This window comes from Vibrio nigripulchritudo ATCC 27043 (genome assembly GCF_000222685.1).
GTDB classification, from domain to species: Bacteria; Pseudomonadota; Gammaproteobacteria; order Enterobacterales; family Vibrionaceae; genus Vibrio; species Vibrio nigripulchritudo.
The window spans coordinates 16,277-34,260 of record NZ_AFWJ01000090.1 but is presented as its reverse complement, the minus strand read 5'-3'; the positions used below and the strand labels follow the sequence as shown (position 1 = coordinate 34,260).

Sequence of the window (17,984 nt, the reverse complement as noted above, 5' to 3'; positions counted from 1 at the left end):
AAATGAGCAAATAAAATATGGCGCGTTTTTATCAGCCGAAGAAAAAGTCCGCAGTGAATACCAAGCATCAGATTTTCAATATCGAAAAACTGGATCATCATGGTGCAGGCATTGCCTATCACAATAAGAAGCCCGTTTTCATTGATGGTGCGCTTCCCGGAGAATCTGTCATTGGGCAGTTTACCGAGCAGAAAAGCAAGTTTGCCCGTGCAAAGCTCATTAAAATCCAAAAAGAAAGTGAGCAACGCGTAACGCCTTTCTGCCAGCACTATCAAACCTGCGGTGGCTGTAATTTGCAACACTTGGCCCGTCAAAGTCAGGTTGAGCATAAAAATCAGACTCTTCAGCAATTGATGAAGAAATTCTCCGGTAGCGAATTAACGGCTGAAAAGGAAGTGACTGCAGGCAACCTCGGCTACCGACGTCGTGCCCGAATCAGCTTATTTGTCGATAAAAAGTCCCGAGAACTGCAATTTGGCTTTCGAGAAAAAATGAGCAAGCGGATCACCAATATCGACAACTGTGCGGTGCTGCATCCCGATCTGGAAGCCTTACTTATTCCTGTTAGGCAGCTATTGGTTGGCTTTGCAGGTCAGGAAAATCTGGGTCATGTTGAACTGGTTAAAGCGTCAAACACTCGCGTCCTGCTTTTAAGACATACCGCGGCACTCAAAAATAAAGACAAACAAAGCCTTCTTGCTTTCGCGGACGAGCATGACCTGACTCTCTATTTAATGCCTTCAGCCGATGAACTGGAGCGAGTACGTGGCGAGCAACCCATTTATGATGAAGTAGGGGTTGAATTGCCGTTTGAACCCACCAACTTTATTCAAGTGAATGAAGAGGTCAATCAGAAAATGGTGGCACAGGCTTTGGAGTGGCTAAACGCCAAATCCGATGAACACATTCTCGACCTGTTTTGTGGGTTGGGGAATTTCAGCCTGCCACTGGCGAAACAAGCAAGCACAGTGACTGGTGTTGAAGGTGTGCAGGAAATGGTGGATGTTGCGACCAGAAACGCTCAGTTAAACCGAATAGAAAATGTGAGTTTCTATCAGGCAAACCTCGAAGAAGACATGACCCATTCACCTTGGGCAAAGAAACAGTTTGATAAGATTTTGCTCGACCCGGCTCGCGCTGGAGCAGCAGGTATCGTCGACCAATTTTCGCGCTTGGGAGCGAAAGCAGTCGTGTATGTTTCCTGTAATCCTGCTACGCTTGCACGTGACAGCCAAAGCCTGCTGAATCAAGGCTACAAATTAAAAAAAGTGGGCATGCTTGATATGTTTCCACACACCAGCCATCTGGAAAGTATGGCGTTATTTGAAAAAGATTAACTTCTCTAACTTAGGGTCTGTTGGCCTTTCGAGCTGATTTTTGCAGCAATTTGTGGGTTCTTTATACAAGGCAGCGCTTATTCGGTGTAGTCGTTCTACATCAATAAGCGGTAACACAGTAGAAAGGAGCCACAAATGCTGCCCGAAGGGTTCGTTTCTATGTGCTTTACTCTTTGTTGCAAGGTATTTGCTTAGAACGACTAAGCTAAAGACCTTGCGCCGCGATTAAACCACATAGAACTCGAACAAAATTTAACCGCGAAAGGTCAACAGACCCTAGAGAGGAACTTACGGGCAAAAAAGCTTGTATGTCTGTTGCTAGAAATTAGGAAAAAAACATGGTCGCTGTACGCGGTGCACATTTAAATACCGAAGAATTTGAACTGGACACTTGGATTACCAGTCTGAAACAGGACGACAAAACCAGCCGAAAATTGCTGGACGTATATCGTCACTGTGAAGACTTACTTGGTGAAAACGAACAGGCTCAGCTATTGTTGTGGCGTGGGCGTGAAATGATCGAAATTCTGATCACCCTATCCATGGATACCGCGACCTTAGTTTCTGCTCAACTTTTCCCTATTGTGACATCTGGCTTTTATGAACGTGAAGCGCTTGAAGAAAAGTATGGCAAAGAAACCGTCAAGCTGATTGATGGCGTTGAAGAAATGGCCGCCATCGGGCAGCTGAATGTCACGCTCGACGGTGAAGCTGCTTCCAGTCAGGTGGATAATGTTCGTCGTATGCTACTGGCGATGGTGGATGATTTCCGCTGCGTGGTCATCAAGCTTTCAGAACGAATCTGCAATCTTCGAGAAGTCAAAGATGAATCCGACGAAGTGCGTCAGGCTGCCGCAAAAGAGTGTGCCAATATCTACGCACCACTTGCCAACCGTCTGGGTATTGGTCAGTTAAAGTGGGAAATCGAAGATTACGCGTTCCGTTACCAGCACTCGACAACCTATAAACAGATCGCCAAACAGCTTTCTGAACGCCGAATTGTGCGTGAGCAATACATCGAAGACTTCGTTTCTGACTTAGCAAGTGAAATGAAGACCTCACACATCAACGCAGAAGTGAGTGGTCGCCCTAAGCACATCTACAGCATCTGGCGAAAAATGCAGAAGAAAAGTCTCGCGTTTGATGAACTGTTTGATGTCCGTGCTGTGCGAATCATTGCCGACAAACTGCAAGATTGTTACGCCGCGTTAGGTGTTGTGCATACCAAATACAAACATCTTCCGAGCGAGTTTGATGACTATGTCGCTAACCCTAAACCCAATGGGTATCAGTCGATCCATACGGTGATTCTTGGTCCGGAAGGCAAAACCATTGAAATCCAGATCCGAACTAAGCAGATGCATGAAGATTCGGAGCTTGGGGTTGCGGCGCACTGGAAATACAAAGAAGGCTCATCAAGCGGTCGCAGCGGTTACGATGAAAAAATCACATGGCTTCGCAAGCTAATCGATTGGCAGGAAGAGATGTCCGATTCTGGCGAAATGCTGGATGAGCTTCGTAGTCAGGTATTCGATGATCGTGTGTATGCCTTTACCCCTCGCGGAGATGTCGTCGATTTGCCGATGGGCGCAACCCCACTAGATTTCGCCTACCACATTCACTCTGAAGTGGGTCACCGCTGTATCGGCGCAAAGGTGGCAGGGCGAATTGTTCCATTCACCCATAAACTGACCATGGGCGATCAGGTAGAAATCATCACCTCGAAAGTGCCGAACCCATCTCGTGACTGGTTAAACCCATCCATGGGCTTTGTGACATCAGGCAGAGCACGTGCAAAAATCAATGCATGGTTCCGTAAGCAAAGTCGCGAGAAGAACTTAGAAGCGGGTCGAGAGATCTTAGAAACCGAACTCGCCAAGATTGGCGCATCGTTGAAAGACGCTGACCAGTACGCGCTAAAACGATTCAACGTAAACACGCCAGACGAGCTATACGCCGGTGTGGGAAGCGGTGATTTGCGTATCAACCAGATCGTCAACCACATCAATGCACTGGTAAATAAACCCACGGCAGAAGAAGAAGATCAGCAAGCGCTTGAACGTCTTCAAGAAACCGAGAACAAAACGCCAGCGCAAAGTCGACCGAAGAAAGATGCGGTTGTCGTCGAGGGGGTTGATAACCTGATGACGCACCTTGCACGTTGTTGTCAGCCTATCCCAGGAGATGAGATTTCCGGATACATCACTCAAGGGCGCGGTATCTCAGTCCACAGAAGCGACTGTGAACAGCTTGAAGAGCTTCGTCACCATGCGCCTGAACGTATCATTGATACCGTCTGGGGCAGTGGTTTTGTCGGGTCTTACATCATTACAGTTCGAGTGGAAGGATTAGAGCGTGGTGGTCTGCTAAAAGACATCACCACCTTGTTTGCTAACGAAAAAATCAAGGTCACCAGCATGCGTAGCCGGGTGGACTACAAAAAGCAGATGTCGGTGATGGATTTTGATTTGGAAGTCACTAACGTGGAAGTGTTTACGCGAGTCACTAAGCGTGTTGAGCAAATCAAAGATGTGATGACGGTGAAACGTTTAGGCTAACTTTCACTTCGCATTTGTCATTTTTACTGCGTTAACGGCGCTCATTCCGGAGTGCCGGTCCAGGCTCATCACATAGCCAGCTATGCTCAGGAGTCTCACTCGCTTGTTGCCTTGTTAAAACGGCAACTGCTTCGCGAAAGAGAACAGTAAAATGAAAGGCGAGCAGTTATATTGCTCGTCTTTTTCTTTATATAACTTTGTCAAAGGAACAGAAATGAGTCATCCAATTGAACAGCTTAAGCAAATTATGGCGCAGCTAAGAAATCCTGATGGTGGGTGCCCTTGGGATCTGAAGCAGGACTTTGACACCATCGTGCCTCATACTATTGAGGAAACCTACGAGGTGGTGGATGCCATTCATAAGCGCGACTGGAACAATTTGAAAGAAGAGTTGGGTGACTTGTTGTTTCATGTGATTTTCTACAGCCAGTTGGCAAACGAAAAAGGTCTGTTTGATTTTGAAGAGGTCGTGGAAGGAGTAAATGAAAAACTCACCCGACGTCACCCTCATGTTTTTTCCGATGCCGAGTTTGCAAGTGACGCTGAAATCCATGCCAACTGGGAGCAGGAAAAAGCCAAAGAGAAAGAAGAAAAAGGGATCACCGAAAACAGCATCCTCGATGCGGTTCCCGTCGCCCTTCCCGCCATGGCTAGAGCCAACAAAATTCAGAAGAAATGCGCCAAATACGGTTTCGACTGGAAAACCTTAGGTCCTGTTGTAGACAAAGTGCGTGAAGAGATCGATGAAGTCATGGATGAAGCACTGCAAGTCTCACCGAATTCGGATTTGGTGGAAGAAGAAATGGGCGATCTGCTTTTTGCGGTAGTAAATTTCTCACGCCACCTGAATACCAATCCGGAATCGGCACTCAGCAAAGCTAATACCAAGTTCGAGCGCCGATTCAGGCAAGTAGAAGAGCAAGTTCGCCAAAACGGCAAGGTACTGGAGGACTGCTCACTGGAAGAGCTTGATTCTATTTGGGATCAGGTCAAAATCGCCGAAAAAAATAAAAAATGTCCCTAGGTTCAAGAGAACCCTCAAGCGTAAATACTGGTTTTACCATTGCCACAAAAGGGAAATTTTCTTTGCAGTAGCACGTGAAATTAACTAACTTGTTGAACTTTGCTGATTTGATTTGAAGCAAAAAATAAAAATTTTGAGTGTGATAAGTTTCACGTTGTGGCGGTAACTGGCTTCTGGTATATTTACATCCCGTCCAGAAGAAATCCATTTCCCTCATTCAACCAATTTCAGGTTAAACATGACGACAAATTACATTTTTGTTACTGGCGGGGTCGTATCCTCTCTAGGTAAAGGTATTGCTGCAGCATCTCTAGCAGCCATTCTTGAAGCTCGTGGTCTTAAAGTGACTATGATGAAGCTTGACCCTTACATCAACGTTGATCCAGGCACAATGAGCCCAACTCAGCACGGTGAAGTGTTCGTTACAGAAGATGGCGCAGAGACTGACCTTGACCTTGGTCACTATGAGCGTTTCATTCGCACCAAGATGACTAAGCGTAACAACTTTACTGCAGGTCGTGTTTACGCTGACGTTCTACGTAAAGAGCGTCGTGGCGATTACCTAGGCGCTACCATTCAGGTTATCCCGCACATCACTAACTCCATCAAAGACCGCGTAATTGCAGGTTCTGAAGGTCACGACGTGGCTATCGTTGAAGTAGGTGGTACGGTTGGTGATATCGAATCTCTGCCATTCATGGAAGCGATTCGTCAGCTAGCTGTTGAACTGGGTCGTGAGCGTGCAATGTTCATGCACCTGACTCTGGTTCCTTACCTTGCAGCAGCAGGTGAAGTGAAAACTAAGCCGACTCAGCACTCTGTTAAAGAGCTGCTTTCTATCGGTATTCAGCCAGACATCCTTGTTTGTCGGTCAGATCGCATGATCCCAGCGAACGAACGTAAGAAGATCGCGCTTTTCTGTAACGTGTCAGAAAAAGCGGTTATCTCAATGAAAGACGTAGATTCCATCTACAAAATCCCTCAGCTTATAAAAGCTCAAGGTCTTGATGACCTTGTATGTACTCGCTTTGGCATTGATGCGCCAGAAGCAGACCTGTCTGAGTGGGAGCAGGTAATCTACGAAGAAGCGAACCCAACAGGCGAAGTCACCATTGGTATGGTTGGTAAGTACATCGAACTGCCAGATGCATATAAATCGGTGAACGAAGCTCTGAAACACGCAGGTCTTAAGAACCGCCTGAGCGTTAAGATCAAGTACGTTGATTCTCAGGACGTTGAAAGCAAAGGCGAAGAAGCACTAGAAGGTTTAGATGCAATCTTAGTTCCTGGTGGTTTCGGCGATCGTGGTGTAGAAGGTAAGATTCGTGCAGCACAATACGCTCGTGAAAATAACGTACCTTACCTGGGTATCTGTCTGGGGATGCAAGTGGCACTGATCGAATACGCGCGTAACGTTGCGGGTATGGAAGGTGCACATTCAACAGAATTTAACAAAGAGACCAAGTACCCTGTGGTAGGTTTGATCACAGAATGGGTTGATGGTGAAGGTAAAGTCGAAGAGCGTACTGAAACTTCAGACCTTGGTGGTACTATGCGTCTTGGTTCACAGCTATGTCACCTGGAAAAAGGAACGAAAGCTCGTGAACTGTACGGCAACGCAACGATTCATGAGCGTCACCGTCACCGTTATGAAGTGAACAACAACCTTCGTCCACAAATCGAAAAAGCAGGTCTGAAAGTATCTGGTTTGTCAGCAGACAAGAAGTTGGTCGAAGTGATTGAGAACCCAGCTCACCCATGGTTTGTAGCGGCTCAGTTCCACCCAGAGTTCACTTCAACACCTCGCGATGGTCACCCACTATTCGCAGGTTTCGTGAAAGCCGCTGGTGAATATCAGCGCGACGAATTAGAGAAGTAAAAGGATACGGGCAGTAGCGAGTGTAGTGCTACTGCCCTTTAAATTTGACATTTATATTTGAACGAGAGGAAACATTAATGTCTAAGATCGTTAAAGTTCTAGGTCGTGAAATCATCGACTCACGTGGTAACCCAACTGTAGAAGCTGAAGTACACCTAGAAGGCGGTTTCGTAGGTATGGCGGCAGCTCCATCTGGCGCATCTACAGGTTCTCGCGAAGCTCTTGAGCTACGTGACGGCGACAAAGCACGTTTCCTAGGTAAAGGTGTTCTTAAAGCTGTTGAAGCAGTAAACGGTGCAATCGCTGAAGCTCTAACTGGCAAAGACGCGAAAGACCAGGCTGCTATCGACGCAGTAATGATCGACCTAGACGGTACTGAGAACAAATCTAACTTCGGTGCAAACGCAATCCTAGCGGTTTCTCTAGCGAACGCTAAAGCAGCAGCTGCTGCGAAAGGCATGCCTCTATACGAGCACATCGCTGAGCTAAACGGTACTGCTGGTCAGTTCTCTATGCCTCTTCCAATGATGAACATCATCAACGGTGGTGAGCACGCAGACAACAACGTTGACATCCAAGAGTTCATGATCCAGCCAGTTGGTGCTAAGACTCTTAAAGAAGCTCTACGTGTAGGTGCTGAAGTATTCCACAACCTAGCTAAAGTTCTTAAGTCTAAAGGCTACAGCACTGCAGTTGGTGACGAAGGTGGTTTCGCTCCTAACCTTAAGTCTAACGCTGAAGCTCTAGAAGTTATCGCAGAAGCTGTTGCTAATGCTGGTTACGAGCTAGGTAAAGACGTAACTCTAGCTATGGACTGTGCTGCATCTGAGTTCTTCGACAAAGAAGCTGGCATCTACAACATGAAAGGCGAAGGTAAGACTTTCTCTTCTGAAGAGTTCAACCACTACCTTGCTGAACTAGCTAGCCAATTCCCAATCGTTTCTATCGAAGACGGTCTAGACGAGTCTGACTGGGATGGCTTCAAGCACCAAACTGAACTACTAGGTAGCAAACTTCAGCTAGTAGGTGACGATCTATTCGTTACTAACACTAAGATCCTAGCGGAAGGTATCGAGAAAGGCGTAGCTAACTCTATCCTTATCAAGTTCAACCAAATCGGTTCTCTAACTGAGACTCTAGCTGCAATCAAGATGGCTAAAGACGCAGGTTACACAGCTGTAATCTCTCACCGTTCTGGCGAAACTGAAGACGCAACTATCGCTGACCTAGCGGTAGGTACTGCTGCAGGTCAAATCAAGACTGGTTCTATGAGCCGTTCTGACCGTGTTGCTAAGTACAACCAACTTATCCGTATCGAGGAAGCACTAGGCGAGAAAGCTCCTTACAACGGTCTTAAAGAAGTAAAAGGTCAAGCTTAATTCTGAATTGAATGATTAGCTTAGCTTTTATGCTTTAAAAAAATGCCCTGCAAATGCAGGGCATTTTTGTATCGGATGTATTCTGTTTTCATGTGACCGGCTTCGCGATAAGCGTCTGAATATGGTATATATAGCCCGTTGACCTGAATGCGAATACATCAGGCAATGCACCTTTCTTTTTTCTTGGATGACATCATGAGAATATTTGCCATAGTTTTAGTTGGATTGTTGATTGCGTTGCAATACGCGGTCTGGTTCAGCAAAAACGGAGAACTCGATTTGGCAACCACTCAGCGAGATATTCAGATCCAGGAAGAAGTAAACGAGAAGCTGCGCCAGCGAAACCAAGAAATGTACGCTGAAATCGATGATTTACGACAAGGTCTTGATGCCATCGAAGAGCGGGCACGTAATGAGCTCGGACTGATCAAAGACGACGAAACCTTCTACCGAATCATCGGTGATGAAAACAGACCCTAAACGAAGTAATGAACAAAACAGATTCTAATCAGAATGGCATTGTTGCCATTGTTCCTGCGGCAGGCGTGGGTAGCCGAATGCAGGCAGATTGCCCCAAGCAGTATCTCACCATTAGCTCAAAAACGATCTTAGAGCACACGCTAACACTCTTATTGTCGCACTCAGAGATTGAGCACGTAGTCGTTGCCATTAGCGAGGGAGACGAGTATTTCTCTGAGCTAGATGTGGCAAATCACCCTAAAATTACGCGAGTGGCGGGGGGCTCAGAGCGTGCGGATTCGGTGTTATCGGGTCTGAAATACGTCAATGAGCATTTCGCCAGCACCGAATGGGTATTAGTACACGACGCCGCCAGACCGTGCGTCACCCATAAGGACATCGACAAGTTGATCAGCGAATGCCGTAGTCATTCCGTTGGGGGCATATTGGCAGCACCTGTCAAAGACACGATGAAGCGCAGCGACGCTACAAATTCTATTCAGAAAACGGTAGAGCGTAAAAACTTGTGGCATGCCCTGACACCACAGATGTTCCGCTGCCAGGATCTAAAGGATGCACTGCAAGACGCATTAGAGAAAGGCGTTGCGATTACCGATGAAGCGTCGGCAATGGAATGGCTGGGTCATCAGCCATTGCTGGTGGCAGGACGTTCTGACAACATCAAAATCACACAACCAGAAGACTTGGCGCTTGCCGAGTTCTATTTGAACCGAAATGGTTAAGGAAACAACATGATTCGAATTGGACACGGCTTTGACGTACATAAATTTGGTGGAGAAGGTCCGGTTATCATAGGTGGCGTTAACGTTCCCTATGAACAGGGTCTGGTTGCTCACTCCGATGGTGACGTTGCTTTGCATGCACTGTCAGATGCCCTTTTAGGTGCCATCGCGGAAGGTGATATTGGTCGTCACTTCCCGGATACCGACGATAAGTGGAAAGGCGCAGACAGCCGAGCTCTTCTGCGTGATGTCTACCGTTTGGTGAAAGAGAAAGGGTATGTCGTCGGTAACGTAGATGTCACCATCATAGCTCAGGCTCCAAAGATGGCTCCTCACATTCAAGCCATGTGCAAAACCATTGCAGAAGATTTAGAAACCGACATCACGAATGTGAACGTAAAAGCCACAACATCTGAACGTTTGGGCTTTACTGGTAGAAAAGAAGGCATTGCGACTGAAGCGGTTGCCTTAATTATCAAGAAATAAACCATGACAGATATTCTCGCACCCTTTGCTTATGCCTACGGCAAACCAAAATCCGACGCCAAGTTGAAAGCTCAGCCGGCGCATTTCATCGTTAAAGAAGACTTAGGGTTTGATTTTTCAGGCGATGGCGAACACCTAATGCTGCGCATTCGCAAAACGGGTGAGAACACCAGTTTTGTAGCGAATGAACTGGCAAAAGCCTGCGGTGTTAAATCAAAAGACGTAAGCTGGGCGGGCTTAAAAGACAGGCACGCGGTGACAGAGCAATGGCTAAGTGTTCATCTACCGAAAGGAGAAACTCCTGATCTTTCCGAGTTTCTAGCGCAGTATCCAAGTATTGAAATTCTGTCGAAAGAGCGACACAACAAGAAACTGCGTCCAGGTGATCTCCGTGGTAACCACTTTGAAATCACGTTAACAGAAGTGACAGAGGTTCAAGACATTGTATCTCGTCTGGAGAAAGTAGAAAAACAAGGTGTGCCTAATTACTTTGGGGCTCAGCGTTTCGGACGCGATGGCAACAATGTTGATGAAGCGCGTCGTTGGGGCAGAGAAAACGTTCGAACTCGTAACCAAAACAAACGCAGCCTGTATTTGTCTTCTGCCCGTTCGTGGATTTTCAATCACATCCTGTCTTCTCGTATTGAAAAACAGCTCTGGACGACTCCTGTTGATGGCGACATCCTGTTAACACAGGGTGAGCAGCTAACAGTCACAAGCGAGAATTTAAACCAGAGCCAGGCTCAGGTACTCGGCGGCAGTGCAGATATCAGTATCGCGATGGCTGGCGACAACGCATTGCCAACCAGCGGTGAAGCTTTGGCATTGGAGCAGCCGTGTCTGGATAAAGAGCCTGATTTGATGGCGCTTATCCGTGGGAATCGGATGCGTCATGAGCGCCGTGCTGCCACACTCTTTGCGAAAGATTTATCGTGGGAAGTTCAGGATAATGAGATCGTACTCAAATTCTGGTTACCTTCGGGATGTTTTGCTACATCTATTATGCGTGAATTAGTCAATGCGGTAGAAGATGAGCGACAATTTTAACCTTCTGAATGTCAGGAAAAGATTCCGATGAAAATATTATTGAGCAATGATGATGGTGTTCATGCTCAAGGAATACATGAACTCAAATCAGCTTTGGAAGACATCGCCGAAGTTGTCGTGGTGGCTCCGGACCGAAATCGTTCAGGGGCTTCGAACTCCCTGACACTCGAAAGTCCTCTAAGGGTTATCGAACTGGAGCCCAATGTCTTTTCTGTACAGGGTACACCGACAGATTGTGTTCATTTCGCTTTGAATGAACTCATGAAGGACGATAAACCTGATCTGGTTGTGTCTGGCATTAACCACGGTGCTAACCTTGGCGACGATGTTCTGTATTCAGGAACCGTGGCTGCCGCGATGGAAGGACATTTTCTTGGTGTTCAGGCCATCGCCATCTCCCTAGCTGGCAAGCAACATTTCAAAACCGCAGCTCATGTTGCTAAGCAATTGGTCGAACAACATCTTTCTCATCCTATCCCGACCAATCGCCTGATTAATGTCAACGTGCCTGATATTCCAGTTTCCGAATTAAAGCCTTATAAGGTGACACGCCTTGGTGCACGTCATCATGCTGAAGACATGATTAAGCAGAAAGATCCAAGAGGGCTTGATATCTATTGGCTTGGTCCTCCGGGTAAGGAACAAGACGCCGGAGAGGGAACGGATTTCCATGCGATTACCAGCGGTCTGGTTTCAGTGACGCCATTACAGGTGGACCTGACGGCGCATGAATCTTTACCAAGCATGGAGAATTGGTTGAAAGGGAGCAATTGAATGAGCCATCCGCAAGCCCATAAATTAATTGAATTTCTGCAAGAAATGGGAATCCAAGACCACAAGGTATTGGAAGCCATCAAGCGCTTGCCTCGGGAATCTTTTGTTTCTGAAGCCATGATGCATCAAGCCTACGATAATAATGCATTGCCTATTGGGGCGGGTCAGACCATTTCTCAGCCCTACATTGTGGCGAAGATGACAGAACTGCTTCAGTTAAAACCTGATAGCAAGTTGCTTGAGGTTGGCACAGGTTCCGGTTATCAAACCGCGGTGCTGGCGCAACTCGTTGACCATGTATACTCCGTAGAGAGAATCAAATCTCTGCAATGGGATGCAAAACGTCGCCTGAAGCAACTGGATATCTACAACATATCCACAAAACATGGTGATGGATGGCAGGGCTGGTCTGCGAAAGCCCCATTTGATGCCATTATTGTTACAGCAGCTGCCAGTGAGATCCCAAAAGCATTGGTAGATCAACTAAATGAAGGTGGGATCATGGTGATCCCTGTCGGTGAAGCCGAACAAACTTTGATCAAAGTACAAAAAATGAATGGCAATGTAGTTACAGAACTGATTGAAATGGTTAGATTTGTACCTTTGGTCGCAGGTGATTTGGCTTAAGGGTATTGAGTGTCACTGAAACGAAAAGCGTCTCTTGTTCAAGTTATTCTCGCTACAACGCTGGTTGGATGTGCTGCGCATAATCCCGCACCCGTTACTAGCTTAGGGAAGAACTATGATCAGGTTGAAAGAGGTAGCTATCGTGGCAGCTACTATGAAGTGGAAAAAGGTGACACGCTCTACTTTATTGCTTACGTAACAGGGAAAGACGTTAACCAACTGATTAAATACAATCGACTTTCTCCTCCTTATACCATTCATCCCGGTCAGAAAATCAGTCTCTGGAGACCTGCTTATTCTGCACCCGATTTTTCCGGTACAGGTGCTGGTGTCGCAACAGCTGCCACAAAAACCACAGCATCAACGGCAGCAGTAGCAGCAACAAGTACGGCATCGACAGCATCTTCTGTACCGAAAACGAAAAGCTCTGAGCCGAAAAAGAAAGAATCAGCATCGTCTAAAAAAGAATCAACAAAGAAGCTTGATCAATCCAGATCAAAGGAGTATGTTGAAAATAAAAGTAAACAGGTTGTTAACAAACCTGCTCAAACAACAAAAAAGAATAATACTAAAATTTCCAAATGGTTATGGCCTACAAAGGGTCGGATCATTAAAGGTTTTTCCACAGGGGATCAAGGAAATAAAGGGATCGACATTGCGGGACAGCGAGGTCAATCCATAGTATCCACTGCGGGAGGAACAGTCGTTTATTCAGGTAATGCGCTGCGCGGATATGGCAATCTTGTCATCGTCAAACATAATGACAACTACCTCAGTGCTTATGCCCATAATGAACGCTTGCTAGTAAGAGAAGGACAAAGTGTAAAAGCTGGTCAGAAGATTGCTACCATGGGATCGTCTGGTACTAACAGCGTGAGATTGCACTTCGAAATTCGCTATCAGGGAAAGTCAGTGAATCCAAAGCGCTACTTACCCTAAAACATTTCAACGACATTGATAGTAGTAATGTCTTGCGAACTCGCCAGGGGGAGGCACTATGAGTATCAGCAATGCAGTAACGAAAGTCGAAGAAGAGTTTGATTACGAAGCGGTAGGTATGGAACAAACCACCAGGGAAGAATCTACTCTCACTCAAGAAAAACAGTCTGAACAGAAAGAAGAATTTGAGGTAAGTGCAAAAAGTTTAGACGCCACTCAACTGTATCTCGGAGAGATCGGTTTCTCACCTCTTCTCACAGCAGAAGAAGAAGTCCTGTATGCACGTCGCGCACTTCGAGGAGACGAAGCTGCACGCAAACGCATGATCGAAAGTAACCTTCGTTTAGTTGTTAAAATCTCTCGCCGTTACGGTAACAGAGGGCTGGCGCTGCTCGATCTGATCGAAGAAGGCAACCTAGGACTGATCCGTGCAGTTGAGAAATTTGATCCTGAAAGAGGTTTCCGTTTTTCAACGTACGCAACATGGTGGATTCGTCAAACCATCGAACGTGCATTGATGAACCAAACTCGCACTATTCGTTTGCCCATACACGTAGTGAAAGAGCTGAATATCTATTTAAGAACGGCTCGGGAGCTATCGCAAAAACTGGATCATGAACCAACGGCAGAAGAAATTGCTCAGCAACTTGATAAGCCCGTTGATGATGTCAGCAAAATGCTTCGTCTGAACGAAAGAGTTAGCTCCGTGGATACCCCAATCGGTGGTGAAAGCGAGAAAGCGCTTCTTGATATCATTCCAGACGTCAACAACTCTGATCCTGAAGTCTGTACTCAGGACGATGACATCAAACATTCTCTGATCGATTGGCTGGATGATTTGAATCCTAAGCAGAAAGAAGTACTTGCACGCCGTTTTGGTCTTCTAGGGTATGAACCTTCAACATTGGAAGAAGTGGGTCGTGAGATCAATCTGACTCGAGAGCGTGTACGTCAGATCCAGGTAGAAGGTCTTCGCCGACTTCGTGAGATCCTGGTGAAACAAGGTCTGAACATGGAATCATTGTTTAACGTTGAAAATGACTAAAGCAACAAAATTAGCTCATTGATATATAAAGAAGGGCGAGAAACATCTCGCCCTTTTCGTTTGTTAAATTACAGCCGCTACTTCAATCAAAGCATCTTCTTCAATCGATACAGCGCATCCAGTGCTTGCCTTGGCGTGAGATCATCAGGATCGATATCCGCAAGTGCCAACTCAATATCACTCGGCTCCGGAATCAAGCTTAATTGATTGGCTACATCCACTTGGCTTGGCGTCGTTGGTTGATCGTTGGTAAGTTGTTCCAACTGGTTCAACTTCGCCCGCGCATTTTTGATCACGGTTTTAGGTACGCCTGCCAATCCAGCCACTGCCAGACCATAAGATTTACTTGCCGCCCCTTCCTGTACAGCATGCATAAAGGCGATGGTGTCACCGTGCTCAACCGCATCTAAGTGGACATTCGCCAATGTTGGGATCTGATTTGGCAATTCGGTTAACTCAAAATAGTGAGTAGCGAATAAAGTCATCGCACTGATCTGTTTAGCCAGCCACTCCGCACTTGCCCACGCCAGTGATAAACCATCGTAAGTACTGGTTCCACGACCAATTTCATCCATCAAAACCAGGCTTCGATCTGTGGCATTGTGCAGAATATTCGCGGTTTCGGTCATCTCCACCATAAAGGTAGAGCGACCAGATGCCAGATCGTCCGATGCGCCAATACGAGTGAATATACGATCAATAGAGCCAATGGTGGCGGACTCAGCGGGCACGTAAGAACCAATATGTGCCATCAACGCAATCAGTGCGGTCTGACGCATGTAGGTCGATTTACCCCCCATGTTTGGTCCCGTGATAATCAGCATTTTACGCTGTTCACCCAGCTCAATAGGGTTAGCAATGAAAGGTTCGTCCATAACCTGTTCCACCACCGGATGGCGACCGCCCTGAATTCGAACGCCAATGTCTTCGTTCAGTGTTGGCTTACAGTAATCTAAGCTCTCTGCGCGCTCCGCTAGGTTTTGTAGAACATCCAGTTGCGACAGGGCAGAAGCTAGGTTTTGCATCGACTCTAAATGTGGAAGCAGAAGATCGAACAGTTCTTCCCAAAGCTGCTTTTCAATCGCCAGCGCTTTGGATTTAGAATTTAAGACCTTATCTTCGTGTTCTTTCAATTCCGGGATGATGTAGCGTTCGGCATTTTTTAGTGTCTGGCGACGTACATAATGAGGAGGAACAAGGTGGCTCTGACCACGGCTTACCTGAATGTAGAAGCCATGAACATTGTTGTATCCCACTTTTAGGGTATCAATGCCGTGGCGATCGCGTTCATCGGCTTCTAGTTTCTCAAGGTACTCAGTTGCACCGTCAGCCAGTTTTCGCCATTCGTCCAGCTCGGCGTTATAACCCTCTGCAATTACACCACCATCTCGAATCACCACGGGTGGGTTTTCTTTAATGGCACGCTCTAGCAAGTCGCAAAGTTCATCTTGTGGTGCGGTAAAACCTGCAAGCTTACCAAGGTATGGATGGTTAACCTGACCAAGAATCTCCGAAAGTTCAGGAAGCTGCTGCATGGCATGACGAAGGCGAGCCAAATCACGTGGGCGAGCGCTGCGAATTGCCAAGCGAGCTAAGATACGCTCAATATCACCGATTTGTTTGAGCACTGGATGTAAGTCGCCAAACAGCGCGGTGTCTTTGATTTCGGTAATGGCGTCAAGGCGCTGGTTAAGCGTATCGAGCTGGCGCATTGGCTGGTGTAACCAACGCTTCAGCATCCGGCTGCCCATTGCCGTTGCAGTGTGGTCAAGCACTTCTGCCAGCGTATTGTCGGTTCCACCCGCTAAGTTTTGCGTAATCTCTAGATTGCGGCGCGTGGCAGCATCTAAAATGACCGAATGGTCTTGTCGGTCGTATGTCAGTGAGCGGATGTGAGGTAAGGCCGTGCGTTGCGTGTCTTTGACATACTGAATCAAACTGCCCGCGGCACACAGACCAAGTTCAGCGTTCTCTACTCCAAAACCGACCAGGTCTTTAGTGCCAAACTGCTGGTTAAGCTGCTGTTTCGCTGTATCTAATTCAAATTCCCAGACAGGGCGGCGGCGATTGCCATTTCGGCTTGCCATCAAATGCACCGCTTCGAAATCTTCTGGGAACAACAATTCTTTTGGAGAGGTGCGCTGCAATTCTGCTGACATCGCCTCTTCGGTTTCTGGTTCCATCAACTGGAATCGACCCGAAGTCATGTCTAACGTCGCGTAGCCAAACTTACCATCATGGCTGTATATGGCTGCGATAAGGTTATCAACACGCTCAGCCAGTAAGGCTTCGTCGGTTACTGTACCTGGGGTAACTATGCGGACAACCTTTCTTTCCACCGGACCTTTGCTGGTGGCTGGGTCGCCAATCTGTTCACAAATCGCGACTGATTCACCAAGCTGAACCAGCTTCGCCAGGTAGCCTTCTACTGCATGAAAAGGTACGCCAGCCATTGGGATTGGCTCACCAGCAGAAGAACCGCGCTTGGTTAAGGAGATATCCAGTAACTGAGAAGCACGTTTCGCGTCGTCGTAAAATAACTCGTAAAAATCCCCCATACGATAGAAAAGCAAGATATCGGGATTTTCCGCCTTGAGCTTAAGATACTGTTGCATCATCGGCGTGTGTTTCTGCGTCGCGGTGCTGGTGGTCACTGAATTATCCTTGTTTTAGTTATATCTGAGCTGAAGTGAATTCTCAGCAAAGGCAAATGATATTAATCAGACCGTCAGAAAGCAATGGAGTTTTGGTGTGGGTCGCAATCTTGCACAGAGGTCGTACTTCGTGGGTTAAAAACGCTTTACCCAAATTCGATTTTACAAACAGAATGGTGGACTTTATTGAAAATATTCATCAGCAAATACTTATTAAGTTATTTATGGTGAGTTCTCATTGATAATAATTTCATTAATTTTTTTTGAAGCGCATCAATAAACCCTGAAAGCAGGTTTTATTTTTCCAAAGCGTTCTGTATCTTTTTGATATTAAAATCATAGATAGAAAAATTTCAGCACGATTCGGCTTGATTGTGACTGAAATACAAGTTGGATAGGGACATGGCTTTTGAACTGTTTTTGTCGGTGTTACTTTCGTTCCCGACAAACGTATTCTTTATTCCTTTTATAATATTTTTCGTCATCATGCTTATCGATCTGATCTTCGATGTATTCGAAGGTCTTTTGGGTGAGTTAGATATTGTTGATTTAGACAATATTACCGGTGGCAGCCTGATATTACCGCCGATATTAACCAAGGTACCACTGCCTATTGCGCTGTGCGTTAGCCTGTTTATCGCGACTATTATTGAGTTTTATCTCGACACCTATCTTCTGTCTTCTCTCTCGGAAACGCTGTCACTGATTTCAGGCGTTATATCTCTTCCTGTCGTGGCGTACATAGCCTTGTATATCGCCGCTATTTTGCTTAAGCCTCTGGCTCCATTTTTCAATAAGAACAATGCGTTTGCTTCAATCGATTACGTTGGTTTGCGTGCCAAAGTGCACAGCAGTCAGGTTAGTCAGGAAGTGGGCGGTGAAGTCATTGTCGTACACAATGGCAATGAAGTGCTTCTGGACGTGATGTCACACAGCACTCAGGAAATCCGATACGGCGACGAAGTCGTCATCGTCTCTAAAGATAATGAATCGCAGCGTTATTTCGTCGCGAAAGCATAAATACAATTAAACC

The 17,984-nt window shown here is 46.4% G+C and carries 15 protein-coding genes; 14 read left to right on the top strand and 1 reads right to left on the bottom strand.

Annotated elements, in window-relative coordinates:
- The first annotated feature begins 17 nt into the window (after positions 1–17).
- The 13 genes from rlmD to rpoS all read left to right on the top strand — a co-directional run bounded on the left by rlmD (position 18) and on the right by rpoS (position 14,297).
- Entirely contained in the window at positions 18–1,337 is a 1,320-nt protein-coding gene (rlmD, locus tag RH89_RS09235) for a 23S rRNA (uracil(1939)-C(5))-methyltransferase RlmD (protein ID WP_004401315.1), read from the top strand.
- Positions 1,338–1,675: 338 nt separating this feature from the next.
- Positions 1,676–3,895 (top strand): GTP diphosphokinase, encoded by a 2,220-nt coding sequence (gene relA / locus RH89_RS09230; protein WP_004401314.1) that lies wholly within the window; start codon positions 1,676–1,678, stop codon positions 3,893–3,895.
- 214 nt (positions 3,896–4,109) lie between these two features.
- Positions 4,110–4,919 carry a nucleoside triphosphate pyrophosphohydrolase gene (gene mazG / locus RH89_RS09225; protein ID WP_038145403.1) on the top strand — a complete coding sequence of 270 codons (810 nt, stop codon included), beginning with the start codon at positions 4,110–4,112 and terminating at the stop codon, positions 4,917–4,919.
- Between the two features lie 238 nt (positions 4,920–5,157).
- Entirely contained in the window at positions 5,158–6,798 is a 1,641-nt protein-coding gene (locus tag RH89_RS09220) for a CTP synthase (RefSeq protein ID WP_004401312.1), read from the top strand.
- 77 nt (positions 6,799–6,875) lie between these two features.
- Positions 6,876–8,177 (top strand): phosphopyruvate hydratase, encoded by a 1,302-nt coding sequence (eno, locus tag RH89_RS09215; protein WP_004401311.1) that lies wholly within the window; start codon positions 6,876–6,878, stop codon positions 8,175–8,177.
- Between the two features lie 195 nt (positions 8,178–8,372).
- Positions 8,373–8,657 (top strand): cell division protein FtsB, encoded by a 285-nt coding sequence (gene ftsB, locus RH89_RS09210; RefSeq protein WP_004401310.1) that lies wholly within the window; start codon positions 8,373–8,375, stop codon positions 8,655–8,657.
- Between the two features lie 8 nt (positions 8,658–8,665).
- On the top strand, positions 8,666–9,379 hold the full coding sequence (ispD, locus tag RH89_RS09205) for a 2-C-methyl-D-erythritol 4-phosphate cytidylyltransferase (RefSeq protein ID WP_004401309.1): 714 nt from the start codon (positions 8,666–8,668) through the stop codon (positions 9,377–9,379).
- 9 nt (positions 9,380–9,388) lie between these two features.
- A complete protein-coding gene (ispF, locus tag RH89_RS09200; RefSeq protein WP_004401308.1) occupies positions 9,389–9,865 on the top strand; it encodes a 2-C-methyl-D-erythritol 2,4-cyclodiphosphate synthase in 477 nt (158 codons plus the stop codon).
- 3 nt (positions 9,866–9,868) lie between these two features.
- Positions 9,869–10,912 carry a tRNA pseudouridine(13) synthase TruD gene (truD, locus tag RH89_RS09195; protein WP_004401307.1) on the top strand — a complete coding sequence of 348 codons (1,044 nt, stop codon included), beginning with the start codon at positions 9,869–9,871 and terminating at the stop codon, positions 10,910–10,912.
- A gap of 27 nt (positions 10,913–10,939) precedes the next feature.
- Positions 10,940–11,686 carry a 5'/3'-nucleotidase SurE gene (surE, locus tag RH89_RS09190; protein WP_004401306.1) on the top strand — a complete coding sequence of 249 codons (747 nt, stop codon included), beginning with the start codon at positions 10,940–10,942 and terminating at the stop codon, positions 11,684–11,686.
- Complete coding sequence (locus tag RH89_RS09185; RefSeq protein WP_004401305.1) at positions 11,687–12,313, top strand: protein-L-isoaspartate(D-aspartate) O-methyltransferase; 627 nt, start codon at positions 11,687–11,689, stop codon at positions 12,311–12,313.
- 9 nt (positions 12,314–12,322) lie between these two features.
- The gene (gene nlpD / locus RH89_RS09180) at positions 12,323–13,252 is read left to right on the top strand and encodes a murein hydrolase activator NlpD (RefSeq protein ID WP_004401304.1); all 930 of its coding nucleotides are present in this window, start codon (positions 12,323–12,325) and stop codon (positions 13,250–13,252) included.
- Positions 13,253–13,310: 58 nt separating this feature from the next.
- On the top strand, positions 13,311–14,297 hold the full coding sequence (gene rpoS, locus RH89_RS09175; protein ID WP_004401303.1) for an RNA polymerase sigma factor RpoS: 987 nt from the start codon (positions 13,311–13,313) through the stop codon (positions 14,295–14,297).
- An 86-nt stretch (positions 14,298–14,383) separates the two neighbouring features.
- Here rpoS and mutS read toward each other — a convergent pair whose 3' ends face one another.
- The gene (gene mutS, locus RH89_RS09170) at positions 14,384–16,915 is read right to left on the bottom strand and encodes a DNA mismatch repair protein MutS (protein ID WP_038145401.1); all 2,532 of its coding nucleotides are present in this window, start codon (positions 16,913–16,915) and stop codon (positions 14,384–14,386) included.
- A 438-nt stretch (positions 16,916–17,353) separates the two neighbouring features.
- Here mutS and RH89_RS09165 point away from each other — a divergent pair, with 438 nt between their 5' ends.
- Positions 17,354–17,971, top strand: coding sequence for a DUF1449 family protein (locus RH89_RS09165; protein WP_004401300.1), 618 nt, complete (start codon positions 17,354–17,356; stop codon positions 17,969–17,971).
- The last annotated feature ends 13 nt before the right edge of the window (positions 17,972–17,984 follow it).

Bases quoted from the DNA above. Each gene is read 5' to 3' on its own strand.
- ispF (WP_004401308.1), top strand. From the start codon at position 9,389: ATGATTCGAATTGGACACGGCTTTGACGTACATAAATTTGGTGGAGAA.
- rpoS (WP_004401303.1), top strand. From the start codon at position 13,311: ATGAGTATCAGCAATGCAGTAACGAAAGTCGAAGAAGAGTTTGATTAC.
- rlmD (WP_004401315.1), top strand. From the start codon at position 18: ATGGCGCGTTTTTATCAGCCGAAGAAAAAGTCCGCAGTGAATACCAAG.
- ispD (WP_004401309.1), top strand. From the start codon at position 8,666: ATGAACAAAACAGATTCTAATCAGAATGGCATTGTTGCCATTGTTCCT.
- RH89_RS09165 (WP_004401300.1), top strand. From the start codon at position 17,354: ATGGCTTTTGAACTGTTTTTGTCGGTGTTACTTTCGTTCCCGACAAAC.
- ftsB (WP_004401310.1), top strand. From the start codon at position 8,373: ATGAGAATATTTGCCATAGTTTTAGTTGGATTGTTGATTGCGTTGCAA.
- RH89_RS09220 (WP_004401312.1), top strand. From the start codon at position 5,158: ATGACGACAAATTACATTTTTGTTACTGGCGGGGTCGTATCCTCTCTA.
- mutS (WP_038145401.1), bottom strand. From the start codon at position 16,915: ATGATGCAACAGTATCTTAAGCTCAAGGCGGAAAATCCCGATATCTTG.
- mazG (WP_038145403.1), top strand. From the start codon at position 4,110: ATGAGTCATCCAATTGAACAGCTTAAGCAAATTATGGCGCAGCTAAGA.
- relA (WP_004401314.1), top strand. From the start codon at position 1,676: ATGGTCGCTGTACGCGGTGCACATTTAAATACCGAAGAATTTGAACTG.
- RH89_RS09185 (WP_004401305.1), top strand. From the start codon at position 11,687: ATGAGCCATCCGCAAGCCCATAAATTAATTGAATTTCTGCAAGAAATG.
- surE (WP_004401306.1), top strand. From the start codon at position 10,940: ATGAAAATATTATTGAGCAATGATGATGGTGTTCATGCTCAAGGAATA.
- eno (WP_004401311.1), top strand. From the start codon at position 6,876: ATGTCTAAGATCGTTAAAGTTCTAGGTCGTGAAATCATCGACTCACGT.
- truD (WP_004401307.1), top strand. From the start codon at position 9,869: ATGACAGATATTCTCGCACCCTTTGCTTATGCCTACGGCAAACCAAAA.